Annotated in this window: 27 protein-coding genes; 18 read left to right on the top strand and 9 right to left on the bottom strand. The window is 73.0% G+C overall.

Features of this window, described 5'->3' with window-relative positions:
* Positions 1-121: 121 nt before the first annotated feature.
* Positions 122-442, top strand: coding sequence for a DUF5955 family protein (locus tag AB0E14_RS05765; RefSeq protein WP_362412570.1), 321 nt, complete (start codon positions 122-124; stop codon positions 440-442).
* A gap of 70 nt (positions 443-512) precedes the next feature.
* Here AB0E14_RS05765 and AB0E14_RS05760 read toward each other — a convergent pair whose 3' ends face one another.
* Both AB0E14_RS05760 and AB0E14_RS05755 read right to left on the bottom strand, forming a co-directional pair.
* Positions 513-1,157: a response regulator transcription factor gene (locus tag AB0E14_RS05760; protein WP_362412567.1), complete on the bottom strand. Its 645-nt coding sequence runs from the start codon at positions 1,155-1,157 to the stop codon at positions 513-515.
* Positions 1,154-2,323 (bottom strand): sensor histidine kinase, encoded by a 1,170-nt coding sequence (locus tag AB0E14_RS05755; protein ID WP_362412563.1) that lies wholly within the window; start codon positions 2,321-2,323, stop codon positions 1,154-1,156. The genes AB0E14_RS05760 and AB0E14_RS05755 overlap by 4 nt, the downstream gene beginning before the upstream one ends.
* A 112-nt stretch (positions 2,324-2,435) precedes the next feature.
* Here AB0E14_RS05755 and AB0E14_RS05750 point away from each other — a divergent pair, with 112 nt between their 5' ends.
* Together AB0E14_RS05750 and AB0E14_RS05745 are read left to right on the top strand one after the other, a co-directional pair.
* Positions 2,436-3,521 carry an ABC transporter permease gene (locus tag AB0E14_RS05750; RefSeq protein WP_362412560.1) on the top strand — a complete coding sequence of 362 codons (1,086 nt, stop codon included), beginning with the start codon at positions 2,436-2,438 and terminating at the stop codon, positions 3,519-3,521.
* Positions 3,518-4,204, top strand: a complete 687-nt coding sequence (locus tag AB0E14_RS05745; protein WP_362412557.1) for an ABC transporter ATP-binding protein — start codon at positions 3,518-3,520, stop codon at positions 4,202-4,204. Before AB0E14_RS05750 ends, AB0E14_RS05745 begins: the two co-directional genes overlap by 4 nt.
* A 78-nt stretch (positions 4,205-4,282) precedes the next feature.
* On the opposite strand, the gene AB0E14_RS05740 is transcribed toward AB0E14_RS05745, so the two are convergent.
* A complete protein-coding gene (locus tag AB0E14_RS05740) occupies positions 4,283-5,092 on the bottom strand; it encodes an IclR family transcriptional regulator (RefSeq protein WP_362412553.1) in 810 nt (269 codons plus the stop codon).
* 336 nt (positions 5,093-5,428) lie between these two features.
* Between AB0E14_RS05740 and allB the strand changes: the two genes are divergently transcribed.
* Complete coding sequence (allB, locus tag AB0E14_RS05735) at positions 5,429-6,763, top strand: allantoinase AllB (RefSeq protein ID WP_362412550.1); 1,335 nt, start codon at positions 5,429-5,431, stop codon at positions 6,761-6,763.
* A 3-nt stretch (positions 6,764-6,766) separates the two neighbouring features.
* Positions 6,767-7,882, top strand: a complete 1,116-nt coding sequence (gene alc / locus AB0E14_RS05730; RefSeq protein WP_362412548.1) for an allantoicase — start codon at positions 6,767-6,769, stop codon at positions 7,880-7,882.
* Positions 7,883-8,009: 127 nt separating this feature from the next.
* Here the strand turns inward: alc and AB0E14_RS05725 are convergent, their stop codons facing one another.
* Positions 8,010-8,759 carry an SDR family oxidoreductase gene (locus AB0E14_RS05725; protein WP_362412545.1) on the bottom strand — a complete coding sequence of 250 codons (750 nt, stop codon included), beginning with the start codon at positions 8,757-8,759 and terminating at the stop codon, positions 8,010-8,012.
* A gap of 213 nt (positions 8,760-8,972) precedes the next feature.
* Between AB0E14_RS05725 and AB0E14_RS05720 the strand changes: the two genes are divergently transcribed.
* The 3 genes from AB0E14_RS05720 to AB0E14_RS05710 all read left to right on the top strand — a co-directional run bounded on the left by AB0E14_RS05720 (position 8,973) and on the right by AB0E14_RS05710 (position 11,023).
* The gene (locus tag AB0E14_RS05720; protein WP_362412542.1) at positions 8,973-9,584 is read left to right on the top strand and encodes a dihydrofolate reductase family protein; all 612 of its coding nucleotides are present in this window, start codon (positions 8,973-8,975) and stop codon (positions 9,582-9,584) included.
* Between the two features lie 114 nt (positions 9,585-9,698).
* Positions 9,699-10,625 carry a DMT family transporter gene (locus AB0E14_RS05715; protein WP_362412887.1) on the top strand — a complete coding sequence of 309 codons (927 nt, stop codon included), beginning with the start codon at positions 9,699-9,701 and terminating at the stop codon, positions 10,623-10,625.
* Between the two features lie 11 nt (positions 10,626-10,636).
* The gene (locus tag AB0E14_RS05710; protein ID WP_362412539.1) at positions 10,637-11,023 is read left to right on the top strand and encodes a hypothetical protein; all 387 of its coding nucleotides are present in this window, start codon (positions 10,637-10,639) and stop codon (positions 11,021-11,023) included.
* A 16-nt stretch (positions 11,024-11,039) separates the two neighbouring features.
* Here AB0E14_RS05710 and AB0E14_RS05705 read toward each other — a convergent pair whose 3' ends face one another.
* From AB0E14_RS05705 to AB0E14_RS05695, 3 genes are all read right to left on the bottom strand, one after another.
* Positions 11,040-11,870, bottom strand: a complete 831-nt coding sequence (locus AB0E14_RS05705; protein WP_362412536.1) for a hypothetical protein — start codon at positions 11,868-11,870, stop codon at positions 11,040-11,042.
* 58 nt (positions 11,871-11,928) lie between these two features.
* The gene (locus AB0E14_RS05700) at positions 11,929-12,621 is read right to left on the bottom strand and encodes a hypothetical protein (RefSeq protein ID WP_362412533.1); all 693 of its coding nucleotides are present in this window, start codon (positions 12,619-12,621) and stop codon (positions 11,929-11,931) included.
* Positions 12,622-12,759: 138 nt separating this feature from the next.
* On the bottom strand, positions 12,760-12,978 hold the full coding sequence (locus AB0E14_RS05695) for a hypothetical protein (RefSeq protein WP_362412530.1): 219 nt from the start codon (positions 12,976-12,978) through the stop codon (positions 12,760-12,762).
* Between the two features lie 146 nt (positions 12,979-13,124).
* Here AB0E14_RS05695 and AB0E14_RS05690 point away from each other — a divergent pair, with 146 nt between their 5' ends.
* From AB0E14_RS05690 to AB0E14_RS05675, 4 genes are read left to right on the top strand one after another with little or no spacing between them, the layout of a single operon-like run.
* Complete coding sequence (locus AB0E14_RS05690) at positions 13,125-14,342, top strand: histidine kinase (RefSeq protein WP_362412527.1); 1,218 nt, start codon at positions 13,125-13,127, stop codon at positions 14,340-14,342.
* Entirely contained in the window at positions 14,339-15,004 is a 666-nt protein-coding gene (locus AB0E14_RS05685) for a response regulator transcription factor (protein WP_362412524.1), read from the top strand. The genes AB0E14_RS05690 and AB0E14_RS05685 overlap by 4 nt, the downstream gene beginning before the upstream one ends.
* A gap of 23 nt (positions 15,005-15,027) precedes the next feature.
* Complete coding sequence (locus AB0E14_RS05680) at positions 15,028-16,212, top strand: cytochrome P450 (RefSeq protein ID WP_362412521.1); 1,185 nt, start codon at positions 15,028-15,030, stop codon at positions 16,210-16,212.
* Between the two features lie 4 nt (positions 16,213-16,216).
* Entirely contained in the window at positions 16,217-16,651 is a 435-nt protein-coding gene (locus tag AB0E14_RS05675; protein WP_362412518.1) for a PaaI family thioesterase, read from the top strand.
* Between the two features lie 94 nt (positions 16,652-16,745).
* Here AB0E14_RS05675 and AB0E14_RS05670 read toward each other — a convergent pair whose 3' ends face one another.
* The gene (locus tag AB0E14_RS05670) at positions 16,746-17,750 is read right to left on the bottom strand and encodes a Gfo/Idh/MocA family oxidoreductase (protein ID WP_362412515.1); all 1,005 of its coding nucleotides are present in this window, start codon (positions 17,748-17,750) and stop codon (positions 16,746-16,748) included.
* A gap of 144 nt (positions 17,751-17,894) precedes the next feature.
* On the opposite strand from AB0E14_RS05670, the gene AB0E14_RS05665 reads away from it, so the two are divergent.
* From AB0E14_RS05665 to AB0E14_RS05640, 6 genes are all read left to right on the top strand, one after another.
* On the top strand, positions 17,895-18,614 hold the full coding sequence (locus tag AB0E14_RS05665) for a GntR family transcriptional regulator (RefSeq protein ID WP_362412883.1): 720 nt from the start codon (positions 17,895-17,897) through the stop codon (positions 18,612-18,614).
* A gap of 113 nt (positions 18,615-18,727) precedes the next feature.
* The gene (locus AB0E14_RS05660; RefSeq protein WP_362412512.1) at positions 18,728-19,747 is read left to right on the top strand and encodes a sugar ABC transporter substrate-binding protein; all 1,020 of its coding nucleotides are present in this window, start codon (positions 18,728-18,730) and stop codon (positions 19,745-19,747) included.
* Complete coding sequence (locus AB0E14_RS05655) at positions 19,744-20,799, top strand: ABC transporter permease (RefSeq protein ID WP_362412509.1); 1,056 nt, start codon at positions 19,744-19,746, stop codon at positions 20,797-20,799. The genes AB0E14_RS05660 and AB0E14_RS05655 overlap by 4 nt, the downstream gene beginning before the upstream one ends.
* On the top strand, positions 20,796-21,590 hold the full coding sequence (locus tag AB0E14_RS05650) for an ATP-binding cassette domain-containing protein (RefSeq protein WP_362412506.1): 795 nt from the start codon (positions 20,796-20,798) through the stop codon (positions 21,588-21,590). Before AB0E14_RS05655 ends, AB0E14_RS05650 begins: the two co-directional genes overlap by 4 nt.
* Before the next feature lie 36 nt (positions 21,591-21,626).
* Complete coding sequence (locus AB0E14_RS05645; protein ID WP_362412502.1) at positions 21,627-22,820, top strand: ROK family glucokinase; 1,194 nt, start codon at positions 21,627-21,629, stop codon at positions 22,818-22,820.
* Positions 22,817-23,392 (top strand): hypothetical protein, encoded by a 576-nt coding sequence (locus tag AB0E14_RS05640; RefSeq protein ID WP_362412499.1) that lies wholly within the window; start codon positions 22,817-22,819, stop codon positions 23,390-23,392. Before AB0E14_RS05645 ends, AB0E14_RS05640 begins: the two co-directional genes overlap by 4 nt.
* Positions 23,393-23,427: 35 nt before the next feature.
* On the opposite strand, the gene AB0E14_RS05635 is transcribed toward AB0E14_RS05640, so the two are convergent.
* Positions 23,428-24,975 (bottom strand): MFS transporter, encoded by a 1,548-nt coding sequence (locus AB0E14_RS05635; RefSeq protein WP_362412496.1) that lies wholly within the window; start codon positions 24,973-24,975, stop codon positions 23,428-23,430.
* Positions 24,976-24,991: the final 16 nt, after the last annotated feature.

The following is a 24,991-nucleotide window of genomic DNA, read 5'->3' as shown; positions in this document are numbered from 1 at the left end:
TGGCGCGCCGGGCGCGGAATGGCGTTAACTTGCTCGCGACTCCGGGCGCCCGACCGCCGTTCGTCGGTGGGCTCGGAGTGGGGGAAGTTCGGCGCACAGTGTCGTGCGAGGGGGAGAACTTTTGTTGCGAAGCGTTGGGCAGAGGCGTGTGACAACCGGCGGCGACGAGGACCCGAGGGTGGCGGAGCTGCGTGCCGCCGTCTCCCGGCTCCGCCGTGAACTCGCGGGCCACCGGGCCGAGTTCACCGACCGGGGGATCGCCGAGGACGAACTCGCCGCACTGGACGCGATGGCCGTCAGCGGCATTCCCGAGGTCCGCCGTCTGCGCCGCTCCCTGCTTCTGATCGCCGGCTCGATCGGCTCCGTCAGCGCCCTCGCGGGCGGCCTCGCGAACGTCCGCCAGGCGGTCGAACTCTTCGGCGAACCGCCCCGCGAGGTCTGACGGCGGGCGCGGCGCACGGGCACCCGGTCGGCCGCGCGGTCGCTCGCCCGGCCGGTGTCGCCCGGCTCGCTCAGGACGGGCGCCGGATCAGCCGTCGTGTGGTCGCCGTCGCCACCGCCGCCGTACGCGAGTCCACGCCCAGCTTGGCGAAGATGTGCACCAGGTGGGACTTGACCGTCGCCTGGCTCAGGAACAGCGCCTTGCTGATCTGCTGGTTCGACAGCCCTTCGCCCACCAGCTGGAGCACCTCGAGCTCCCGCTTCGTCAGCGCCTCCGCCGGGGTCCGCATCCGGTCCATCAGGCGGTGCGCCACGGCGGGGGCGAGCGCGGACTGGCCGGCCGCCGCGGTGCGGACCGCCGCCGCCAGCTCCTCCGGCGGGGCGTCCTTCAGGAGATAGCCCGAGGCGCCCGCCTCGACCGCCGCCAGGATGTCCGCGTCCGTGTCGTACGTGGTCAGGACGAGGACACGCGGCCCGCCGGGACGCGCCGTGATCGCCGCCGTCGCCTCCGAGCCGTGCATCCCCGGGCCGAACTGCAGGTCCATCAGGACCACGTCCACCCCGCCCGCCCCGGCCAGCTCCACCGCGAGCTCCACCGCCCGCTCGGCCGTGGCCGCCTCGCCGACCACCGCGAAGTCCGGTTCGGTGTCCAGGACCGCGCGCAGGCCGGCCCGTACCACCGGGTGGTCGTCGGCCAGCAGAAGACGGATCGTCATGTCGGCTCTCCAGCGGGAAGAGGGAGGGACACGGCGACCGCCGTGCCCTGGCCGGGGGCGGACTCCACCGTGAACGTGCCGCCCAGCGACTCCGCCCGCGCGCGCATCGCCGGAAGACCGAAACCGCCGTCCCCGGACGCGGGCGACAGCAGCGCAGGGTCGAAGCCCTTGCCGTCGTCGACCACGTCCAGCGTCACCGAGCCGCCCATGAACGACAGGGTGAGTTCCGCGCGGGTCGCCGAGGCGTGCCGCACCGTGTTCGCGAGCGCCGACTGGGCGATCCGCAGCAGCGCCACCTCGTACGGCGTCGGCAGCTCCACCGGCGTCCCGCTCACCGTGAGACGGGCGCGCGGCGACGGCTCGGGGCCCGGCTCGCACAGGCGCTCCAGGGCCGCCGCCAGCGAACCGTGCTCCAGGTCCGGCGGCGAGAGCGCCCGGACGAATCGCCGGGCCTCCGCCAGATTGTCCTGCACCGCCCGCCGCGCCGCCTCGATGTGCCCGGCGGCGGGCGAGCCCGCCGGCAGCGCCCGCTCGGCGGCCCGCAGCAGCAGCTGGATCGACGAGAGCCCCTGCGCGAGCGTGTCGTGGATCTCGCGGGCGAGCCGCTCGCGCTCCGCGAGCGTGCCCGCGTGCCGTTCGGCCGCCGCCAGCTCCGCCCGGGTCTCGATCAACTCCTCCACCATCCGCCGGCGCCGCTCGCTCTCCCGGTACAGCGCCTGGTAGCCGAGGACCGTCGCCACGGCCACCGCGCCGCCGAGCAGCGGCCCGATGAAGACCCCCGGGTTGACCGCCGCGCCATGGCGTACGTACGACAGGATCGCCGCGGCCGCCGTCAGGGCCACCGCGGGCAGCGCCCAGCGGACCGGCAGCAGATGCAGCTGGAGGAAGTACAGCGGGAAGGCCACCCACAGCCCGTCGGGCGTGGCCCAGAGCAGCGCCAGCCAGGACGCGCACAGCGCGGCCAGCCAGAGCGCGGCGGCCCGCTGCGAGTCCCGTACGACCGGCAGCGCGGACCCGGCCGCGTACACCCCGCCGGTCACCGCCGCGAGCGCGACCCCGGCCGTGGAGTCCGCCTTCAGCGCGGCGAGGGCCAGCAGCCCCGCCATCAGCAGGTGCAGACAGACGCGCAGCGCGCGCAGGGCGGGGGTGAGGGAACGCGGATCCATGGTCCGTCCAGCGTAGGCCGGGCCGGACAATCCGGACTCAACCGAAAGTTTGATTGTGGAGCCATCCGCGGCGCGATGCCGGGGGCCACCGGTGCCGGGAAAGCTGGGTCGCATGTTCGTGGCATGGAGAGACCTGAGATTCGCCAAAGGGCGATTCACGCTGATGGGGGCCGTGATCGTGCTGATCACCCTGCTCGTCGGCCTGCTGTCCGGGCTGACCGCCGGACTCGCCCGGGAGAACATCTCGGCGATCACCGGTCTTCCGGCGGACCGGCTGGCCTTCGCCGCCCCGCCGTCCGGCCAGTCGGTCTCCTTCACCAACTCGACGGTGACGGAGGGGCAGTGGCGGCGGTGGGCCGAGCGGCCCGGTGTGACGAGCGCGGAGCCGCTCGCCATCCGCACGCTCAACGGCGCGGCGGGGGACCGGACCGCCGCCGTCTCCGCCTTCGGTACGGAACCGTCGGCGGACCTCGCGCCCGAGAGCGGGGAGCTGGGCCCGGGGCGCGTCGTCCACACCGAGTCCGCCGCGGAGGAACTGGGCGTCGGGGTGGGCGGGGCCGTCCGGCTCGGCCCGCTGGAGGCCCGGGTCGCGGCGGTCGCGGGCGACGCCTCGTACAGCCACACGCCCGTCGTCTGGACCTCGCTCGACGACTGGCAGAAGCTCGGGCACAGCGGCACCACCGCCGAGGAGCAGGCCACGGTCATCGCCCTCGACCTGGCGGACGACGCGGACCCGGCGGCCGGGGACGAGGCGATCGGCACGGAGTCGCGCACCGTCGACGGGGCGCTCACCGCCATAGGGTCCTACCAGGCGGAGAACGGCTCGCTGCAGCTGATGCGCGGCTTCCTCTTCGCCATCTCCGCGCTGGTCATAGGGGCCTTCTTCACCGTCTGGACGATCCAGCGGAGTGGCGACGTGGCCGTCCTGAAGGCGCTCGGCGCGTCGACCCCGTACCTGCTCAAGGACGCGCTCGGCCAGGCGGTCCTGATGCTCGGCGCCGGGACGCTCCTCGGCACCGCCCTCGCGGTCGGCGCGGGGGTGCTGATCAGCGGCGGGAACGTGCCGTTCGTCCTGGAGCCGCTGACCGTGCTCGGCCCTGCCGCCGTGATGATCGTCCTCGGTGTCCTCGGCGCCGCCCTGTCCATCCGGCGGATCACCGCCGTCGACCCGCTGACCGCGCTCGGGAGCGCCCGATGACTCTCCTCCTCGACGACGTGACCCTGACCTACCCGGACGGCGAGGGGCGGCTGACCGCCCTCGACGCGGTCGGTCTCGAGGTCCCGGCCGGTCACCTCACGGCGGTCGTGGGGCCCTCGGGCTCGGGCAAGTCCAGCCTGCTCGCGGTGGCGGCGACGCTGGTGACGCCGGACCGGGGACGGGTGGTCGTGGCCGGTACGGACACGGGGCCGCTCGACCCGGCGGCTCGGGCGGCGCTGCGGCGCGAGCGGATCGGGATCGTCTTCCAGCAGCCGAACCTGCTGCCGTCGCTGACGGCGGTGGAGCAGGTGCAGGTGATGGCACATCTGTCCGGGGCGAAGCCGAAGGCGGTACGGGCGAGGGCCCTGGCCCTGCTCGACGCGGTCGGCCTCGCCGACCAGGCGGCGCGGCGGCCCCACCAGCTGTCCGGCGGTCAGCGCCAGCGGGTCAACATCGCGCGGGCCCTGATGAACGAGCCGTCCGTCCTGCTCGTCGACGAGCCCACCAGCGCGCTCGACCACGAGCGCGGCGCGGCGGTCATGGACCTCCTGGCGGACCTGACCCGGGAGCGGTCCACGGCGACGGTCCTGGTCACGCACGACCGGACGCACGCGGCGCGCGCGGACACGGTGGTCCTGGTGGAGGACGGCCGGCTCACGGGGGCGCGGACGCCCGCCGCCTGACCGAGGGGTGCACCGAAAGAGGCCCTCTCCCCGCCGGGGGAGAGGGCCTCTTCGACGCGTGCGCGTACGGCCTCGGCGTCACGCCTGGCCGTTGGCCGCCGTGTTCGCGAGGGCCGTGGAGAGCTCCTGGGCCACTTCCTGGAGGATCGGGACGATCTTCTCCGTCGCCGACTCCGTCACCCGGCCGGCCGGGCCCGAGATCGAGATCGCCGCCGCCGTGGGGGAGTTGGGGACCGACACCGCGAGGCACCGGACTCCTATCTCCTGCTCGTTGTCGTCGACCGCGTACCCCGTCTCGCGCACGGCGGCCAGCGCGTCCAGGAAGCCCTCCGGCGTGGTGATGGTCTTCTCCGTCGCGGCCGGCATGCCCGTACGGGCGAGCAGCGCGCGCACCTCGTCCGCCGGGGCGTAGGCGAGCAGCGCCTTGCCCACACCCGTGGAGTGCGGCAGCACCCGGCGGCCGACCTCGGTGAACATGCGCATCGAGTGCTTGGACGGCACCTGGGCGACGTACACGATCTCGTCGCCGTCGAGCAGCGCCATGTTCGCGGTCTCGCCGGTCTCCTCGACGAGCCGCGCGAGGTACGGGCGGGCCCAGGTGCCGAGGAGCCGCGAGGCGGACTCGCCCAGGCGGATGAGACGCGGGCCGAGCGCGTACCGCCGGTTGGGCTGCTGGCGTACGTAGCCGCAGGCCACCAGCGTGCGCATCAGGCGGTGGATGGTGGGCAACGGCAGTCCGCTGCTGGCGGAGAGCTCGCTCAGCCCGACCTCGCCCCCGGCGTCCGCCATCCGCTCCAGGAGGTCGAAGGCGCGCTCGAGGGACTGGACGCCACCGCTCGCGGCGGCGGGCTTGGCGGCGTCGGAGGTGCTGGCGCTGGACGTCGGCACGTCAAGGTCCTTTCGGGGCAGGCGGGCAAGGCAGCAGCCTACCGGGCCGTCGGGTCGGACACACGGTCCCGGTCCCGGCGTAAAGGCCGGTCAAGGGGTGTTTGTCCGGTGTCGGCGGGTGCCCGGGGGCATCCGTCTCCACCCCGCATGTACGGAGCTACGTTCTACTGTACGAAATTTCCATTCCACTTCATGGAAACATCCAAGCGGCCTCCGGTGGCCCGCCGGGCGGCACGGCCGAGCGGCCTCATGCTGGAAGTGTGCCCTTGACGACATGTCGTCCTGAGTGAAGACTCCTTCAACAGTTCGTTGAAATTCTTGCTGGAAGGGGTACGGGTGGACGTCAACCTGGTACTGCGCTCGACTCGCGTCATCACCCCCGAGGGGACGCGGGCCGCGTCGATCGCCGTGTCCGGCGGAACGATCGCCGGTGTGCTGCCGTACGACGCCGAGGTACCGGCCGGCGCCCGGCTCGAGGACGTCGGCGACGACGTCGTCCTCCCCGGGCTCGTCGACACCCATGTGCACGTGAACGACCCCGGCCGCACGGAATGGGAGGGCTTCTGGACCGCCACCCGCGCCGCGGCCGCCGGTGGCATCACCACGCTGCTCGACATGCCGCTGAACTCGCTCCCGCCCACCACCACGGTCGAGCACCTGCGGATCAAGCAGGACGTCGCCCGCGCCAAGGCCCACATCGACGTCGGCTTCTGGGGCGGCGCGCTGCCCGACAACGTCAAGGACCTGCGCCCGCTCCACGACGCCGGTGTCTACGGCTTCAAGTGCTTCCTCTCGCCCTCCGGCGTCGACGAGTTCCCGCAGCTCGACCAGGAGCAGCTGGCGAACTCGCTGGCCGAGATCGCCGGCTTCGACGGCCTGATGATCGTGCACGCCGAGGACCCGCACCACCTGGAGGCCGCCCCGCAGAAGGCCGGCGAGAAGTACGCCGACTTCCTCGCCTCCCGGCCGCGCGACGCCGAGAACACGGCGATCGAGAACCTGATCAACCAGGCCCGCAGGCTCAACGCCCGCGTCCACGTGCTGCACCTCTCCTCCTCCGACGCGCTGCCGCTCATCCGGGCCGCGAAGGCCGAGGGCATCAAGGTCACCGTCGAGTCATGCCCGCACTTCCTCACCCTCACGGCGGAGGAGATCCCGGACGGCGCCACCGAGTTCAAGTGCTGCCCGCCCATCCGCGAGGCCTCGAACCAGGACGCGCTCTGGGAAGGCCTGGCCGACGGCACGATCGACTGCATCGTCTCCGACCACTCGCCCTCCACCGCCGACCTCAAGACCCCCGACTTCGCCTCCGCCTGGGGCGGCATCTCCTCGCTCCAGCTCGGCCTGCCGGCCATCTGGACCGAGGCCCGCCGCCGCGGCCACGACCTGGCCGACGTCGTCCGCTGGATGTCCGCGGGACCCGCCGCCCTCGCGGGCCTCGACCGGAAGGGCGCGATCGAGGTGGGCCGCGACGCCGACTTCGCCGTGCTCGACCCCGAGGCGACCTTCACCGTCGACCCCGCCGAGCTGGAGCACCGCAACCGCGTCACCGCCTACGCGGGCAAGACCCTGCACGGCGTCGTGACCTCCACCTGGCTGCGCGGTGAGCGCATCGCCGACCGCGGCACCCTCGCCGAGCCCACCGGCCGCCTCCTCGAAAGGACCAACTGACCCGTGACCGGCATACCCTCCTTCACCGGCGACGCCAGCCCCTACGGCGGCGGTGACCCGTACGCGGACTACCGCACCGCGGACTTCCCGTTCACGCAGTACGCGGACCTGGCCGACCGGCGCCTCGGCGCTGGCGTGATCGCCGCCAACGACGAGTTCTTCGCCGAGCGCGAGAACATGCTGAAGCCCGAGGCCGCCGAGTTCGACCCCGAGCACTTCGGCCACAAGGGCAAGATCATGGACGGCTGGGAGACCCGCCGCCGCCGCGGTGTCTCGGCCCAGCAGCCCCACCCGACCGAGGACGACCACGACTGGGCCCTCGTACGCCTCGGCGCCCCCGGCGTCGTACGCGGCATCGTCGTCGACACCGCGCACTTCCGCGGCAACTACCCGCAGGCCGTCTCCGTGGAGGCCGCCTCGGTCGCCGGCTCCCCGTCGCCGGAGGAGCTGCTCGCGGACGACGTGAAGTGGACGACGCTCGTCCCGCGCACCGCGATCGGCGGCCACGCCGCCAACGGCTTCGCCGTCGACGTCGAGCAGCGCTTCACGCACCTGCGCGTCAACCAGCACCCCGACGGCGGCATCGCCCGACTGCGGGTCCACGGCGAGGTCGCCCCCGACCCGCGCTGGCTGGCCGTTCTCGGCACCTTCGACCTCGCGGCCCTGGAGAACGGCGGCCAGGTCGAGGACGCCTCCGACCGCTTCTACTCGCCGGCCACCAACACCATCCAGCCGGGGCGCTCCCGCAAGATGGACGACGGCTGGGAGACGCGGCGCCGCCGCGACAAGGGCAACGACTGGATCCGCTACAGCCTGGCCGCCGAGTCGGAGATCCGCGCCGTCGAGATCGACACCGCGTACCTCAAGGGCAACAGCGCGGGCTGGGCGGCGCTCTCCGTCGCCGCCGAGGGCTCCGAGGACTGGACGGAGATCCTGCCCAGGACCCGCCTCCAGCCGGACACCAACCACCGCTTCGTGCTCGACACCCCGGCGGTCGGCTCCCGCGTCCGGATCGACATCTACCCCGACGGCGGCATCTCCCGCCTCCGCCTCTTCGGTTCGCTCACCGAGGAGGGCGCGGCGCGCCTGACGGCCCGCCACCAGGAACTGGGCGGGTAACGACACCCCGCCCGGCCCGCGAGGGCGCGCCGACCGACAGCACCGGCGCGCCCTCGCGAAATCTCCCCTCTTCTCAGGGCTCCAGCGCATTGCCCCCCTACTCTCAGGGCTCCATCGCCTTGCCCCCCTACGCCGCGTGTCCGCCGTCCACCGCGAACTCCGCGCCCGTCACGTACGCCGCGGCCGGGCCCGCGAGGAACGCCACCGTCGCGGCGACCTCCTCCGCCGTGCCGAAGCGGCCCAGTGCCGTCAGGGCCGCCTGGTCCGCCGCGTACGGGCCGTCCACCGGGTTCATGTCGGTGTCGATCGGGCCGGGGTGGACGATGTTCGCGGTGATGCCGCGACCGCCGAGCTCCCGGGCGAGGGCCCTGTTCAGGCCGATCAGGGCCGATTTGCTCATCGCGTAGAGCGTCCCTCCGGGCCCGGGAACGCGCGCGGTCATGCACGAGCCGACGGTGACGATCCTGCCGTCCCGCTCCATCCGCCCGGCCGCCGCCTGGGCGGCCAGGAACGCCGCCCGTACGTTCACCGCGAGGACCCGGTCCACGTCCGCGAGGGCCAGCGTGTCCAGCGGGGCGATCACCCCGACCCCGGCGTTGTTGACCAGCACGTCGAGCCTGCCGAACGCGTCCGCCGCCCACTCCACCGCGCCCGCCGCGTCGCCCGCGTCCGCCGCGTCGGCCCGCAGGGGGAGCGCCGTGCGCCCCGCCGCCTCGATGCCCGCGGCCACCTCCTTCGCCCGTTCCTCGCCCGAGACGTAGGTGAACGCCACGTCCGCGCCCTCCTGGGCGAGCCGCAGCGCCGTGGCCGCGCCGATTCCCCGGCTGCCGCCCGTCACCAGGACCGCCTTGCCGTCGAGCCCGTTCCTCGTGGACATCTCGAAACCTCCGTAAGAAGCACCTGTCATTCGTTGCGGGTTCAATCAAAGGCGGCGCGGCGAGAGGGTGCTGGCGGCAATCGGACATCGACGATCAGGCGTCCCGTACACCGATGAATTCGCCGAGCGGTGCGGTCAGAGCTTGTGAGACACGATGGACCGGGGGCACGCACCCGGTCCGCACAGCGGCACCCGCAGCGAAGGGGCACCACCATGGGCAAGCTCTCCCTCACCCAGTTCGTGACGCTCGACGGCATCTACCAGGCGCCCGGCGGCCCCGACGAGGACCGCAGGGGCGGCTTCGAGCACGGCGGCTGGGCCTTCCCGTTCGACGACGACGACTTCGGCGCATTCGTCGACGAGGTCTTCGGCCGCCCCGCCGCCTTCCTGCTCGGCCGTCACACCTACGAGATCTTCGCCTCCTACTGGCCCAAGCAGACCGACCCCGCCAACCCCATCGCCTCCCAGCTCAACGCCCTCCCCAAGTACGTCGTCTCCCGCACGCTGAAGTCGGCCGACTGGGATCCGACGACGATCCTCTCCGGCGACGCCGTCCAGGAGGTCGCGGCGCTGAAGGACCGCGTCGACGGCGAGATCCAGATGCACGGCAGCGGAGGGCTCGCGCGGACCCTGCTGGCGGCCGACCTCATCGACACGCTCCACCTGCTCGTCTTCCCCATCGTCCTCGGCACCGGCTTCCGGCTCTTCGCCGAGGGCGCCAAGCCCACCGCGTTCCGCAACATCGCCTCCAGGACCACGAGCAAAGGCATCTCCATCAACACCTACGAGCCGGCCGGCCGCCCCGAGTACGGAACCTTCGAGTAGCCGAGCCCCGAGGAAAGGTGTAGCCACCACCGGACTCTCCCGGTACGGTGATCGTCCCGTGTGCGAGCCGCTGAAGTCTCCACCCCGTCCGACGTGTTGGAGCAGGCCGCCCCGATGTCCACGATCGCCGCATCCCTGCCGTACCGCGCCCCGCGCCGCGCCTGGCTCACCGACCTTCCGGTGCTCCTCGTCGCCGTCGTCTGGGGCGCCAGCTACCTCGCCGCCAAGGGCATCACCACCACGCACACCGTCGTCGCCGTCCTGGTGCTGCGCTTCGCCGTCGTCCTGCCCGCGCTCGCCGTCGCCGGGTGGCGCGGGCTGCGGGCGCTGCGCGCGGCCCAGTGGCGCGGCGCGGGCCTCCTCGGACTGATCCTCAGCGGGATCTTCCTCCTGGAGACCTACGGCGTCGTCCACACCTCCGCCACCAACGCGGGCCTGATCATCAGCCTCACCATGATCCTCACCCCGCTCGCCGAGGCCGCCGTCACCCGGATCCGGCCCTCCCGCGCCTTCCTCGGCGCCGCCGGGCTCTCGGTGGCCGGCGTGCTGCTGCTGACCCAGGGCGCCGGCTTCACCACCCCGTCGCTCGGCGACCTCCTGATGCTGCTCGCCGCCCTCGCCCGTACCGTGCACGTCATGGCGATGGCCCGGCTCAAGGCCGTCCAGGACGCCGACTCGCTCTCCCTCACCACCGTCCAGCTCGGCTCGGCCGTCGCCGTCTTCGCGCTGCTCGCCGCCGTCCCCGGCACGGGCGCCTCGCCCTGGTCGGTGGCGCTCGACTTCGGCCCGCGCGAATGGGCCGGACTGCTCTTCCTCTCCGTCTTCTGTACGCTCTTCGCCTTCTTCGTGCAAATGTGGGCGGTCCGCCGCACCTCGCCGTCCCGGGTCAGCCTGCTGCTCGGCACCGAACCGCTGTGGGCCGCCGCCGCGGGCATCGCGATCGCCGGCGACCGCCCCGGCGCCCTGGGGGTCGTGGGAGCCGTTCTCGTGCTCGCGGGCACGAGTTGGGGCCGCCGGGCCGCCGACGAGGGCGCCCGGTAGGTTCTTGCCCCATGCGTTCACTGCCGTACGACATAGACTTCCGTGCCCGCGCCCGGAGGACCCAGGGCTGGGGGCTCGGGCTGCTCGCCGTCGCCGGTCTGCTGTGGATCTGCTTCGCGGCCGGGATCTTCTTCCCGTACACCACCGCGGACGGCCGCGACGAGGACGAGTGCGAGTCCCGCTGGAGTTCCGAGTACCTGCACAGCCAGCGCAGCTCGTGCGTCGCCGAACGCGACTGGCCCGAGATGACGGCCGTCCTCGCCGGCTCGATCCCCTTCGCCGTGATCGGCGGGATCCTCTGGACCAGCGGCTCCGTCTCCCACCGGATGGCCGAGCACCTCGCCGAGGTCACCCGCCTCAACGAGGCGAGCGACGCGCGGGAGCGACGCTCCTCCTAGGGCCTGTCCGGCGGGTTCAGGGGCGTTCCCAGAACTGGAGCACCCCGCCGACGGCGAAGCACACCGCGCCGGCCAGGGTGCCCCAGTTGGCGATGTCGACGTTCACCAGGCCGCCGGTCGCGGGCCGGGTGAAGGCGGCGAGGGCCGACACCATGAAGAGGACCGAGCCGAGCTGGTTGACCGCGACGATCCACCAGGCGAGTTCGTGCGCGCGCACGCGGGGCCGGCCGTGGCAGACCTCGACCAGGGCGAGGTGCCCCGAGACCAGGAAGAGGACGCAGCCGATCATGTCGGGGGTCCAGATCAGCCGGTTCTCCTGCTGCACCGAGAGCCCGTGCAGCAGGGAGCCCACCAGATTGATGCCGAAGACGATCGTGCCGGCGAACAACAGGAACGCGCTGAGCCAGTCGATCCGCGCGGGCTCGTAGCGCCACCACGACCAGGGCCGGGTGGTGAGTCCCCCGACCGCACCCTCCCGCACGGGGGTGTTGACGGCCTGGAGGAGCGAGGCGTACCCGCCGGTGTTGAAGAACAGGCCGCCGACGAAGTAGATCCAGGCCCCCGTCACCGCACCGAACTGGGCCAGGCCCGCCCCGAGTGCGAAGAGCGCCCCGCCGACCGTGAACGCTCCCGCGGCCACGGCGTTGAGCCGGCGCGCCCGGCCGACCGCCACGCTGTCCGCCGTCCGGGAGCGGGGCTCCGGCTCCCCGGCGGCGTGCACGGTCAACCGCGCCCGCTTGCGCGCCAGACGCGACTCCCAGACCGCGGTGCCCCCGTCCACGAGCCGCCAGGTGAGCCGGGTCGTGAACGGTCCCGCTCCCTCGGCGTGCTCGGTGCCACTGGCCACCCGCCGACTCTATCCCCAGGGGGACGAACCGCGCCTTTCGGGCGGGTGTCAGGGCTGTCTAGGCGAGTACGTTGACGGCGCGGGCGATCACGAGGCCGAGGATCAGCAGGGAGACGAGCGACTGGACCGCCATCGCGATCTTGGCCCAGGGCGCCAGCGGCATGACGTCGGTCGGGCTGAACGCCGTGGCGTTGGTGAGTCCGAGATAGAGGTAGTCGACGTACCGCGGGCGCCAGTCGGGGGTGCTGAGTTCGGGGCTGAGCTGCTGCGGGAAGGCGAGGGCGGGCGCGGCCGGCATCCGGTGGGCGCGGGCCGCCGCGCCACCGCCGTCGAGCTCGAAGTACAGCAGGGAGAAGGCGAGGACGGTACCGGCCCAGACGGTGCCGCCGGTCTGCAGCAGACCCGCGGCGGAGGCGGTCTCCTTCCCGCCGTGGACGATGTCGTCGACCAGCTGGACGGTCGACCAGACGGCGCCGACCGCCAGCGCGCCGACCAGGGCGATCGCCACGGCGCGCAGGGCGGCGGAGCGGCGGTCGATCCGGCCGGGGTCACCCGCGATCAGCGCCAGCAGGAGCAGGCCCTCGACGCTGGGGAGCACCCACTTGGGCGCCAGCCGCAGGTCGTCGGGGAGCAGCAGGGTCAGCACCATGGCGAGGACGACGGCGGTGGCCATCGGCCAGCGGGACTCGCCGACGACCTCGTCCCGCCGGGCCGCCGGCCCGGCCGCACCCGGGGCGTTCTGTCCGCTCACGTCGGTCGCCCCCTGTCGGTGTCGCGGCCCGGTGCGACGTCCGTCCCTGCCGCCCGGATCCACCCACTCCACTACACCTGGCTCAGCCGCGCACGGCCCGGGACCCGTCCGGGGCAACCGGTCCGCCGCGGCTCCGCCTCACGTCCGGCGCCTGGTGTCGGCGATCATGACGATCGCGAAGCCGACGACCGCGATGGCGCTGTTGGCGAGGATCTCGCGGTCCTCGAGGAACCAGACGTTCTCCGTGAGGAACCGGGTGAAGCCCATGAAGGGGAACCAGCCGGTCAGCTCGCGCAGCACCCCCGCGATGCCTCCGACGAGGATCACGCCACCCACGAACTCGAGAATCTTCTTCATGCGGCGATCATGGTTCGCCGCCCGTACGGCCCGCGTCCGTCCGGAGGACCGAGCCGGTGCTACCGAAGTCTCGTGCTGCGCGACTTTGGTCGCGTCCGGCCCTCCGCACCCGGCCGCACGCCCTCGTCGTGCGTACGTTGGGGGGTATGACACGTACGGACCCCTACGCCTGGCTGCTGCCCTCGGCCATGGCCGACCCCACGGCCGCCGGTGCGCCCGGCCGCAGGCCGCGGCGGACCGTACGGGACTGGGTCGTCGACACCGCGCTCTTCCTGTGCGCCGTCTTCGTCGGCCTCCTCGCCGCCGAGGCGAGCGACCAGTACAACAGCGAGGCCGTGGCCTTCGCGGACCAGATCGTCGGCGCCGTCGCCTGCTGCGCCCTGTGGCTCCGCCGCCGTTGGCCCGTCGGCCTCGCCGTCGTGCTCTCCCTCGTCAGCGTCGTCGCACCCGTCGCCGGGGGCGCCTTCCTGGTGAGCCTGTTCAGCGTCGCCGTCCGGCGGCCGTTCCGCGAGATCGCCTGGATCGGCGCGCTCGCCGCACTCACCTCCGTCGCCTCGGTCTTCGTACGGCCCGATCCCTCCACCGGAGCGCCGCTCGGGATCGCCATCGGTCTGATCCTGATCCTGCTCATGACCGCCTGGGGCATGCTCGTACGCTCCCGGCGCCAGCTCGTCGAGGCGCTGCGGGAACGGGCCAGGCGCGCCGAGGCCGAGGCCGAGCTGCGCGCCCAGCAGGCCCAGCGGCTCGCCCGCGAGGCCATCGCCCGCGAGATGCACGACGTGCTCGCCCATCGCCTCACCCTGCTCAGCGTCCACGCCGGAGCCCTGGAGTTCCGCCCGGACGCCCCGCCCGAGCAGGTCGCCCGGGCCGCCGGCGTCATCCGCGACAGCGCCCACGAAGCGCTCCAGGACCTCCGCGAGATCATCGGGGTGCTGCGGGCGCCCGGCGAGGGCGGCGAGGGCGACCGCCCCCAGCCCACCCTGGCCACCCTGGACGAACTCGTCGCCGAATCCCGTGCCGCCGGGGCGAAGGTCGTCCTGGACACCACCGTCGACGACCCGGCCGCCGTCCCCGCCGCCACCGGCCGCACCGTCTACCGGATCGCGCAGGAGGGCCTCACCAACGCCCGCAAGCACGCCCCCGGCACCGACGTCACCGTCACCGTGCGCGGCCGCCCGGGGGAGGGCCTGACCGTCGACGTGCGCAACCCCGCCCCCACCGGTCCCGTCCCGCACGTCCCCGGATCGGGCCAGGGCCTCATCGGTCTCACCGAGCGCGCGACCCTCGCCGGCGGGCGCCTCGACCACGGCCCGGCCCCCGACGGCGGCTTCGCCCTCCACGCCTGGCTACCGTGGCCCTCATGACCATCCGGCTGCTCATCGTCGACGACGACCCCCTGGTCCGCGCGGGACTCACCCTGATGCTCGGCGGCGCCGACGACATCGAGATCGTGGGGGAGGGCACCGACGGCCGGGACGTCCCCGACCTCGTCGCCCGGCTCGCCCCCGACGTCGTCCTCATGGACATCCGGATGCCCTACGTCGACGGCCTCACCGCCACCGAACGGCTGCGCGCCCGCCCCGACGCGCCCCAGGTCCTCGTCCTCACCACCTTCCACGCCGACGAACACGTCCTGCGCGCCCTGCGGGCCGGGGCCGCCGGCTTCGTCCTCAAGGACACCCCGCCGGCCGAGATCGTCGCCGCCGTGCGCCGGGTCGCCTCCGGCGAGCCCGTCCTCTCCCCGGCCGTCACCCGCCAGCTGATGACGCATGTCGTCGGCCGGCAGGAGCCGCCCCGGCGCACCACCGCCACCGACCGCCTCGCCGAACTCGCCGAACGGGAACGCGAGGTGGCCGTCGCCATCGGCCGAGGCCAGTCCAACGCCGAGATCGCCGCCGCCCTGTATCTGAGCGTGCCGACCGTCAAGACCCACGTCTCCCGGATTCTGGCCAAACTCGACCTCAACAACCGTGTCCAGATCGCCCTCCTGGTCCACGACGCGGGCCTCCTGGACGAGGACGGCTGAAAGCGGCGCCCTAGGGTGGGGAGATGTCCGTCATCGATCTGGGGGAGTACGGCGCGGACTTCACCGCGAACCCGTATCCCTACTACGCCAAGCTCCGCGAGAGCGGTCCCGTCCACCACGTCCGCATGCCCGACGGCTGGGAGTTCTGGCTCGTCGTCGGTCACGAGGAGGGCCGGGCCGCCCTCACCGACCCCCGGCTCGTGAAGTCGCCGTCCGTCATCGGCTTCGTCCCGGTCGACGAGGAGGTCATCGGCCCGAACCTGCTCGCCGTCGACGCGCCGGACCACACCCGGCTGCGCAAGCTCGTCGCGCGGGAGTTCACCGCCCGGCGGGTGGAGGCCCTGCGCCCGCGTGTGCAGGAACTCGCCGACGAACTCGTCGACGCCATGGCCGCCCGGCCGGCCGGCCGGGCCGACCTCGTGGACGCCTTCGCCTTCCCCCTGCCCATCACCGTCATCTGCGAACTCCTCGGCGTCCCGGCGGCCGACCGCGACTCCTTCCGCCGCTGGTCGAACGAGCTGGTCGCGCCGACCGGCGGCACGCCCGAACGGGAGATCGTCGAGGGCTTCGGCGCGTATCTCGACGACCTGATCGAGGACAAGCGGGCGGCCGGGCCCGCGGACGACCTGCTGTCCGCGCTCATCGCCACCCGCGACGAGGACGGCGACCGGCTCTCCCTGCCCGAACTGCGCGGGATGGCCTATCTGTTGCTCATCGCCGGGCACGAGACGACCGTCAACCTGATCTCCAACACCCTGCGCGCCCTCTTCGCCCACCCGGACCAACTCGCCGCCCTGCGCGCCGACTTCGGGCTCATCGAAGGGGCCGTCGAGGAAGGGATGCGCTACGACGGCCCGGTGGAGACGAGCACCTTCCGGATCGCCAGGGAAGCGACCAGCGTCGGCGGTACGGACATCCCCGCCCACGCGCCGGTCTTCGTCTCCCTCGCGGGCGCCGACCGGGACCCGGCGCGCTTCCCCGAACCGGACCGCTTCGACATCCGCCGCGAACCGCGCGGGCACCTCGCCTTCGGGCACGGTATGCACTACTGTCTCGGCGCGCCGCTCGCCCGACTGGAGGGCGCCATCGCGATCCGGACACTCCTGGAGCGGTTCCCGCGGCTGGAACTCGACCCCGAAGCCGCTCCCTGGGAGTGGATGCCCGGCCTGCTCATCCGCGGTGTGCGCCGCCTGCCCGTCAGGTGGTGACCCGATGACCGACACCGCACCCGCCCAGGACTTCGGGCTCGACCTCGCGCGGAAGGTCCTCGACGCCCAGCCCTTCAGCCGGCTCGTCGGCGCCCGGCTCACCGCCTTCGGCGACTCCGGGGCGACGCTGGAGGTGGACCTCCGCGAGGAACTTCAGCAGCAGAACGGCTTCGTCCACGGCGGGGTGCTGTCGTACGCCGCCGACAACGCGCTGACCTTCGCGGCCGGCGCGGCCCTCGGCCCGGCGGTCCTCACGGCCGGGTTCTCCATCCAGTACGTCCGCCCGGCCGTCGGCGTGACCCTGCGCGCCCGCGCCTCGGTCGTGCACGCGGGCCGGCGCCAGGCGGTCGTCCGGTGCGACCTGCTGACCGTGGACGGCGAGGGCGCCGAGACCCTGTGCGCGGTCGCCCAGGGCACGGTCCTCGCGGCGTCGGGCTGAGCGGATCGCCCCGCCCGGATCGCCCCCCCCGGATCGCCCCCCCCCGGATCGCCCCCCCCGGATCACCGCGCCCGGATCGCCCCGCCCGGGCCGCCTACGACGGGATCTCGTCCAGGCGGACCGGGCGGCCCGCGCGCCGCGAGCGCTCGCACGCTTCGGCGATCCGGAGCGCCTCCAGGGCCTCCCGGCCGTCGCAGGGGTTCGGCGCCTCGCCCCGCACCAGCCGGACGAACGCGTCCAGCTCGGCCTCGTACGCGGGGGCGAACCGCTCCAGGAACCCCGTCCACGGCTTGACCGGTGCCGCGGGGCCGGCCGGCTCCAGCGAGGTGAGCGGGGTCCGGTCGTCCAGGCCGACCGCGATCTGGTCCCGCTCGCCCGCCAGCTCCATCCGGACGTCGTACCCGGCGCCGTTGCACCGGGTCGCCGTCGCGGTCGCCAGCGTGCCGTCGTCCAGGGTGAGCACCGCCGCCGCCGTGTCCACGTCACCGGCCTCGCGGAACATCGCCGGGCCCGCGTCCGAGCCGGTCGCGTACACCTGGACGACCTCCCGCCCGGTCACCCAGCGCAGTATGTCGAAGTCGTGCACCAGGCAGTCCCGGAAGAGCCCGCCGGAGAGCGGCAGATACGCGGCGGGCGGCGGGGCCGGGTCGGAGGTGGCCGCCCGTACGGTGTGCAGCCGGCCGAGCCGCCCGGACCGCACCGCCTCCCGCGCGGCCGCGTACCCGGCGTCGAAGCGGCGCATGAACCCGAGCTGGAGCTCCGTCCCCGCCGCCTCGACCGCCCGCAGCGCGCCCAGCGTGCCCGGCACGTCCAGGGCGATCGGCTTCTCGCAGAAGGCCGGCAGCCCGGCGCCCGCCGCGCGGCCGATCAGCTCGGCGTGGGCCGCCGTGGCGGAGGCGATGACCACGGCGTCGAGCGCGTGGTGCTCCAGGAGCGCGTCCACGTCCGGTGCCGGCTCCGCCCCGACCGCCCCGCCGACCCGCGCCGCCCGCTCGGCGTCCGCGTCGGCCACCACCAGCGACTCGACCTCCGGGTGCCGGGCGAGCACGCCCGCGTGGAAGGCCCCGATACGACCCGTTCCGATCAGTCCGATACGCATGGCCCCCAAGGTGGTCCCGGACCGGGACCCTGTCAAGGATTTGTCAGGACAATCGGACTTCACCACTTCCTGTCATCATCTCCTCGGGCTACGCTCCCGTCCGTGTCCAAGCAGCCCCCGTCCGCCGAGCCGCCCCACCTCGCCGTGGACCGCACCAGCCCGGTCCCGCTCTACTACCAGCTCGCCCGGCAGCTGGAGGCGGCCATCGAGAACGGATCGCTCGCCCCCGGGAGCCTGCTCGGCAACGAGATCGACCTCGCCAACCGGCTGGGCCTCTCCCGGCCCACCGTGCGGCAGGCCATCCAGTCCCTGGTCGACAAGGGGCTCCTGGTCCGCAGGCGCGGCGTCGGCACCCAGGTCGTGCACAGCCAGGTCCGGCGTCCGCTGGAGCTGAGCAGCCTCTACGACGATCTGGAGGCGGCCGGGCAGCGCCCCGCCACCCGGGTCCTCGTCGACCGCGTCGAACCCGCCGCCGCCGAGGTCGCCGCGGCCCTCGGCGTACCGGAGGGCAGCGACGTCCGGTACGTGGAGCGGCTGCGCACGGCACACGACGAGCCCATGGCGTACCTGCGCAACCACCTCCCGGCCGGGTTGCTCGACCTGGACGCGGGACGGCTGGAGGCGACCGGCCTTTACCGGCTGATGCGCGGCGCCGGTATCACGCTGCACAGCGCCCGCCAGACCGTCGGCGCCCGCGCCGCCACGGCCGCCGAGGCCGCACTGCTCGCCGAGGAGGAGGGAGCACCTCTGCTCACCATGGAACGCACCACCTTCGACGACACGGGGCGCGCCGTCGAGTTCGGCTCCCACCTCTACCGGGCGTCGCGGTACGCCTTCGACTTCCAGCTCCTGGTCCGCCCCTGATCCACCCCTCGCACGACCCGCACATGACCCACTCATGACCCACTGAAGTCCGCGCGACCCCCATGACCGATACTGCAATGCACGCAGAAGGACACAAAGGAGGGCACGGCCTCGTGACCAGGCTTCGGACAGGAGGGGTACGCGCCGCAGTCGGCGCCGTGCTCGCGGTGGCGCTCACCGCCGCACTCGCGGGGTGCAGCAGCACCGGCGGGAAGCGCGCGGAGGACGCCCGCAAGGCGGCCGCGGCCCAGGGGAAGGCGGCCGTGAACACCCCCCGGTGGACCTTCGCCATGGTGACCCACTCCGGCGACGGCGACACCTTCTGGGACATCGTCCAGAACGGCGCCGAGCAGGCCGCCGTCAAGGACAACATCAACTTCCTCTACGCCCACAGCGACGAGGCGCAGCAGCAGGCCCAGCTCATCGACTCGTACGTCGCGAAGGGCGTCGACGGCCTGATCGTCACGCTCGCCAAGCCCGACGCGATGAAGACGGCCGTCGAGAAGGCGGTCAAGGCCGGCATCCCGGTGATCACCGTCAACTCCGGCTCCGAGCAGTCCCAGGCCTACGGCGCGCTCACCCACATCGGCCAGGACGAGACCGTCGCGGGCGAGGCCGTCGGCGACGAGCTGGACGACCGAGGGAAGAAGAAGGCCCTGTGCGTCCTGCACGAGCAGGGCAACGTCGGGCACGAGCAGCGCTGCGCCGGAGCGAAGAAGACCTTCGACGGCGAGATGACGAACCTGTACGTCGACGGCACCAACATGCCCGACGTCCAGGCCTCCATCGAGGCCAAGCTCCAGGCCGACCCGGCCATCGACGCCGTCGTCACCCTCGGCGCGCCCTTCGCGGACGCCGCCGTCCAGGCGAAGAAGACCGCCGGCTCCGGCGCCGAGATCGACACCTTCGACCTCAACGCCAAGGTCGCCACCGGGCTCTCCTCCGGCGCCCTCGGCTTCGCCGTGGACCAGCAGCCCTACCTCCAGGGCTACGAGGCCGTCGACCTGCTCTGGCTGTACAAGTACAACGCCGACGTCCTCGGCGGCGGCAAGCCCGTCCTCACCGGACCGCAGATCATCACCAAGGAAGACGCCGCCGCGCTCAAGGGCTACACGGAGCGGGGCACCCGATGAGCGGTCTCGCCCCGACGGGCGACGGCATCGACCACGTCGACGAGCGGCTGCTGCGCACCTCCCCGCTGAAGAAGCTGCTGGCGCGGCCCGAACTCGGCTCGATCGTCGGCGCGATCGCCCTCTTCGTCTTCTTCTCGCTCGTCGCCGACAGCTTCCTGACCCCCTCCAGCCTGGGCACGGTCCTCTACGCGGCCTCCACCCTCGGCATCATGGCGGTGCCCGTCGCGCTGCTGATGATCGGCGGCGAGTTCGACCTCTCGGCGGGCGTCCTCGTCACCAGCTCGGCGCTGATCTCCTCGATGGTCAGCTACCAGCTGACCGCCAACGTCTGGGTCGGCGTCGGGGTCTCGCTGCTCGTCACCCTCGCCATCGGCGTCTTCAACGGCGTCATGCTGACCCGCACCAAGCTCCCGAGCTTCATCATCACCCTCGGCACCTTCCTGATGCTGACCGGTCTGAACCTCGGCTTCACCAAGCTCATCTCCGGCACGGTCTCCACGAAGTCGATCGCCGACATGGAGGGCTTCCCCTCGGCGAAGAAGCTCTTCGCCTCCCAGCTGACCATCGGCGACGTCGAGCTCAAGGTCACCATCCTGTGGTGGATCGGCCTGGTCGCGGTCGCCACCTGGATCCTGCTGCGCACCCGCTTCGGCAACTGGATCTTCGCCGTCGGCGGCGGCGCCGACGCTGCCCGCGCGGTCGGCGTCCCGGTCCGCCGGACCAAGATCGGCCTCTACCTGGGCGTGGCCTTCTGCGCCTGGATCTCCGGCCAGCACCTGCTCTTCTCCTTCGACGTCGTCCAGTCCGGCGAGGGCGTCGGCAACGAGCTGATCTTCATCATCGCGGCCGTCATCGGCGGCTGCCTGATCACCGGCGGCTACGGCTCCGCGATCGGCTCCGCGGTCGGCGCGTTCATCTTCGGCATGACCAGCAAGGGCATCGTGTACGCCGAGTGGAACCCGGACTGGTTCAAGTTCTTCCTGGGCGCCATGCTCCTGCTGGCGACGCTGCTGAACGCCTGGATCCGCAGGCGCGTGGAGGCAACCAAATGACCACGGAGGCCACTGCTCTCGTCGAGCTCGACGACGTCAGCAAGTTCTACGGCAACATCCGCGCCCTCGAAGGGGTCTCCCTGGAGGTCCACGCGGGCGAGATCACCTGCGTCCTCGGCGACAACGGCGCCGGCAAGTCCACCCTCATCAAGATCGTCGCCGGTCTGCACCGGCACGACGCCGGCACGTTCCGCATCGAGGGCGAGGAGGTCTCCCTGGCCAGCCCGCGCGAGGCCCTGGACCGCGGCATCGCCACCGTCTACCAGGACCTGGCCGTCGTCCCCCTCATGCCGGTCTGGCGGAACTTCTTCCTCGGCTCCGAGCCCACGAAGGGCAAGGGCCCCTTCAAGCGCCTCGACGTCGAGCTGATGCGCGAGACGACCCGGACCGAGCTGCTCCGGATGGGCATCGACCTGCGCGACGTCGACCAGCCCATCGGCACCCTCTCCGGCGGCGAGCGCCAGTGCGTGGCCATCGCCCGGGCGGTCCACTTCGGCGCGAAGGTCCTGGTCCTGGACGAGCCGACGGCCGCCCTCGGCGTCAAACAGTCCGGCGTGGTCCTGAAGTACGTGGCCGCCGCACGTGACCAGGGCCTCGGCGTGGTCCTCATCACCCACAACCCGCACCACGCCTACCTCGTCGGCGACCGTTTCGTCCTGCTCAAGCGGGGCGTCATGGCGGGCAGCCACACCAAGAACTCCGTCACCCTGGACGAGTTGACCCGGCAGATGGCGGGCGGCAGCGAGCTGGACGACCTGCGGCACGAGCTGGAACGCCCCACGTCCTCGTAACGGCCCTCCGACACGGCACCTGGCAGAATCGAGCCGATGAGTACCTACCGCGACCTCTCCCACCGCGGCGCCGCCCGGGCGACGGTGCTGCGGACCGTCGGCACCCGGGAACGGCGCTCGCACCTGACCGCGCCCCGGGTGCCCACCGTCGGCATCGACATCGGCGGTACGAAGGTCATGGCCGGGGTCGTCGACGCGGACGGCACGATCCTGGAGAAGGTCCGCACCGAGACGCCGGACAAGTCCAAGAGCCCCAAGGTCGTCGAGGACACCATCGTCGAGCTGGTCCTGGACCTCTCCGACCGGCACGACGTGCACGCCGTCGGCATCGGCGCGGCCGGCTGGGTCGACGCCGATCGGGCCACCGTCCTGTTCGCCCCGCACCTCGCCTGGCGCAACGAGCCGCTGCGCGACTCCCTCCAGTCCCGGCTCGCCGTCCCCGTCATGGTCGACAACGACGCCAACACGGCCGCCTGGGCCGAGTGGCGCTTCGGCGCCGGGCGCGGCGAGGACCACCTCGTCATGATCACGCTCGGCACCGGCATCGGCGGCGCGATCCTGGAGGACGGCCGGGTCAAGCGCGGCAAGTACGGGGTGGCCGGCGAGTTCGGCCACATGCAGGTCGTCCCCGGCGGCCACCGCTGCCCCTGCGGCAACCGCGGCTGCTGGGAGCAGTACAGCTCCGGCAACGCCCTGGTCCGCGAGGCCAAGGAGCTGGCGGCCGCCGACTCCCCGGTCGCGTACAACATCATCGAACGGGTCAAGGGCAACGTCCCCGACATCACGGGACCGCTCATCACCGAGCTGGCGCGCGAGGGCGACGCGATGTGCGTCGAGCTCCTCCAGGACATCGGCCAGTGGCTGGGCGTCGGCATCGCCAACCTGGCCGCCGCCCTCGACCCCTCCTGTTTCGTCATCGGCGGCGGCGTCAGCGCCGCCGACGACCTGCTGATCGGCCCGGCCAGGGACGCCTTCCGGCGCCACCTCACCGGCCGCGGCTACCGCCCCGAGGCCCGGATCGCCAAGGCCCAGCTCGGCCCCGAGGCCGGTATGGTCGGCGCCGCCGACCTCGCCCGGCTCGTCGCCCGCCGCTTCCGCCGCGCCAACCGCCGCCGCGTCGAGCGCTACGAACGCTACGAGCGGTACGCCCAGGTCCTCCGGGCCGCCACCGATCCGCGCACCTCCTCCCGCTCCTCTCAGGACCGCACCACCCAGGACCCGCCTTCATGACCGTCCCCTCCCCGACCACCTCTCCCGAACAGGCCCCGAAGATGCCGGAGGACCGGCGGCACATGATCCGCCGTCGCTGGCTGACGGCGATCATCATCGTGCTGCTCGTCGGCATCCCCGCCGGGTACCTGATGATCTCCGCGGGGCAGAGCCGCGACAGCGGCCGCGACAAGGAGCGCGAGTCCTCGGCGACCGGTCTGAGCGACAACTGGCCCTCGCTGATGAAGCGCCGGGTCTTCGAGGTGCCGATCCCACCGGGCAGCAAGAACGTCGCCTACTTCGAGACCAGCAACTGGAAGACCAGCCGGCTGTACGTCCAGTTCACGACGACCGCGGGCCGTCTGGACGCCTTCCTGAACGGGGTCGGCTCCAGCCGCTCCGCGCTGACCTCCGGCACGGTCACCGTGAGCCCGCGCGACGCGGACATCGTCGGCTGGACCTTCCCGGCCGACCGCGTCTGGTCCTCCACCACGGTCACCGGCACCAAGCCCCGGCCCAGCCAGGACATCACCGTGGACCTCACGGACCCCGCGTCCCCCACCGTGTACGTGGTGTCCACCACGACCCCCTGACGGGGCCCGCACACCGCCCCGCGTGGCCGCCGCCGCTACCGGGCGGCGTCCGCCCGCGTCTCCCGTCCGTGCGGGCTCGCGCCCGCGCCCGGCTTCCGCGGCTCGGCGCCGCCCGCCGGGACGCGCACCGTCGCCACCACGAGCAGTGCGGCGACCGCCCCCAGCGCCGCCGCCACGACAAGGACCGCGTTCAGGCCGGACGCGAACGCCTCACGCACCAGGCGCGCCATCTCGGCGCGCTCGCCTTCCGGCCATCCGGCGATGACCGACCGGGCCTGTCCGCCACTCAGCGCGGCGGCCGTCCCGTGCGGGTCGGGGACACCGCCGTCGGCCGTCAGCACCCCCTCGATCCGCGACTGGAAGATCACCCCGAACACGGCGATCCCCAGCGCGAACCCCAACTGGCGGACGGTGTTGACCGCACCGCCCACCATGCCCGCGCGCTCGGGCGGGACCGTGGCCAGGGCCGCCGCCGCCAGACTCGGCGTCACGAGCCCGACCCCCAGTCCGGCGACGAGGAGCCCCGCCGCCAGGCTGCCGCCCGAGGACCCCGCGTCGAGGCCGGCCTGCATGCCGGAGCCCAGGGCGACGAGCGCGAGGCCTCCCGCGATGACCGCCCGGGGCGGCCAGGGGCCGAAGCGGCCCGCGAGGGCCGAGGCGACGAACGCGGAGGCGCACATGGGCAGGATGTACAGACCTGCCCGGACGGGTCCGTACCCCAGGACGGACTGCATCCACAGCGACTCGTACAGCAGGTAGGCGAACGCGGCGCCCTGCAGGCACAGGGCGCCGATCATGATGCCGGTGAACGAGGGCCGGCGGAACAGCGACAGGTCGAGGACGGGGTGCTCGTGCCTCGTCTCGACCACGACGAAGAGGGTGAGGGCGGCGGCCGCCGCCGCGAACAGGCCGAGGGTGAAGGGTGTCGTCCAGCCGTCGGTGTGGGCTCGGATCAGCCCGAACGTGAGGGCCCCGCTCGCCACCGTGAACGTGACCACGCCGAGGACGTCCGCCGGCTGCCGGCCCTCGCCCCTTGCCTCGCGCACCGAGCGCAGCGTCATCACGACGGCGGCCAGGCAGACCGGCACGTTGACGAAGAAGATCCATCGCCAGTCCAGGTACTGGGTGAGAAGTCCGCCGACCATCGGCCCGGCCGCCGCGGCGACCGAGTTGGTGGCGCCCCACACGGCGAAGGCGACGCCCCGCTCCCGGCCGCTGTAGTGCATGCCGAGCAGCGCGATCGTCGTACCGAACATCCCGGCGGCGCCCAGGCCCTGTACCGCCCTGGCGCCGATCAGCACCCCCGCGTTCGGGGCGACCGCGCACATCACCGACGCCGCGGTGAAGACGAGCAGCCCGACGAGGTACACCTTCCTGCGGCCGATCCGGTCGGCGCGGGAACCGACGCCGAGCAGCAGCGACGCCAGGGCCAGCGCGTAGACGTCGACCACCCACTGCAGGTCGGAGAGCGTGGTGCCGAGGTCCGCCGCCATGGCGGGCAGCGCCACGACCACGATCGTGACGTCGAGGAGCAGCATGAAGGTGCCCAGGCAGATCGCCGTCAAGGGCCACCACTTGCGCATCCGAACCCCATTCCTG

Origin of the sequence: Streptomyces sp. NPDC047981 (genome assembly GCF_040653315.1) — a bacterium.
Taxonomy (GTDB): Bacteria; Actinomycetota; Actinomycetes; order Streptomycetales; family Streptomycetaceae; genus Streptomyces.
The sequence above is the reverse complement of the archived record's forward strand: the minus strand, read 5'-3'. Positions and strand labels throughout refer to the sequence as shown.

Excerpts from the sequence above, each read along its gene's own strand:
- AB0E14_RS05760 (WP_362412567.1), bottom strand. The coding sequence starts at position 1,157 with ATGACGATCCGTCTTCTGCTGGCCGACGACCACCCGGTGGTACGGGCC.
- AB0E14_RS05755 (WP_362412563.1), bottom strand. The coding sequence starts at position 2,323 with ATGGATCCGCGTTCCCTCACCCCCGCCCTGCGCGCGCTGCGCGTCTGT.
- AB0E14_RS05750 (WP_362412560.1), top strand. The coding sequence starts at position 2,436 with ATGTTCGTGGCATGGAGAGACCTGAGATTCGCCAAAGGGCGATTCACG.
- AB0E14_RS05745 (WP_362412557.1), top strand. The coding sequence starts at position 3,518 with ATGACTCTCCTCCTCGACGACGTGACCCTGACCTACCCGGACGGCGAG.
- AB0E14_RS05725 (WP_362412545.1), bottom strand. The coding sequence starts at position 8,759 with ATGTCCACGAGGAACGGGCTCGACGGCAAGGCGGTCCTGGTGACGGGC.
- AB0E14_RS05720 (WP_362412542.1), top strand. The coding sequence starts at position 8,973 with ATGGGCAAGCTCTCCCTCACCCAGTTCGTGACGCTCGACGGCATCTAC.
- AB0E14_RS05715 (WP_362412887.1), top strand. The coding sequence starts at position 9,699 with ATGTCCACGATCGCCGCATCCCTGCCGTACCGCGCCCCGCGCCGCGCC.
- AB0E14_RS05710 (WP_362412539.1), top strand. The coding sequence starts at position 10,637 with ATGCGTTCACTGCCGTACGACATAGACTTCCGTGCCCGCGCCCGGAGG.
- AB0E14_RS05695 (WP_362412530.1), bottom strand. The coding sequence starts at position 12,978 with ATGAAGAAGATTCTCGAGTTCGTGGGTGGCGTGATCCTCGTCGGAGGC.
- AB0E14_RS05690 (WP_362412527.1), top strand. The coding sequence starts at position 13,125 with ATGACACGTACGGACCCCTACGCCTGGCTGCTGCCCTCGGCCATGGCC.
- AB0E14_RS05685 (WP_362412524.1), top strand. The coding sequence starts at position 14,339 with ATGACCATCCGGCTGCTCATCGTCGACGACGACCCCCTGGTCCGCGCG.
- AB0E14_RS05680 (WP_362412521.1), top strand. The coding sequence starts at position 15,028 with ATGTCCGTCATCGATCTGGGGGAGTACGGCGCGGACTTCACCGCGAAC.
- AB0E14_RS05675 (WP_362412518.1), top strand. The coding sequence starts at position 16,217 with ATGACCGACACCGCACCCGCCCAGGACTTCGGGCTCGACCTCGCGCGG.
- AB0E14_RS05670 (WP_362412515.1), bottom strand. The coding sequence starts at position 17,750 with ATGCGTATCGGACTGATCGGAACGGGTCGTATCGGGGCCTTCCACGCG.
- AB0E14_RS05655 (WP_362412509.1), top strand. The coding sequence starts at position 19,744 with ATGAGCGGTCTCGCCCCGACGGGCGACGGCATCGACCACGTCGACGAG.
- AB0E14_RS05650 (WP_362412506.1), top strand. The coding sequence starts at position 20,796 with ATGACCACGGAGGCCACTGCTCTCGTCGAGCTCGACGACGTCAGCAAG.
- AB0E14_RS05645 (WP_362412502.1), top strand. The coding sequence starts at position 21,627 with ATGAGTACCTACCGCGACCTCTCCCACCGCGGCGCCGCCCGGGCGACG.
- AB0E14_RS05640 (WP_362412499.1), top strand. The coding sequence starts at position 22,817 with ATGACCGTCCCCTCCCCGACCACCTCTCCCGAACAGGCCCCGAAGATG.
- AB0E14_RS05635 (WP_362412496.1), bottom strand. The coding sequence starts at position 24,975 with ATGCGCAAGTGGTGGCCCTTGACGGCGATCTGCCTGGGCACCTTCATG.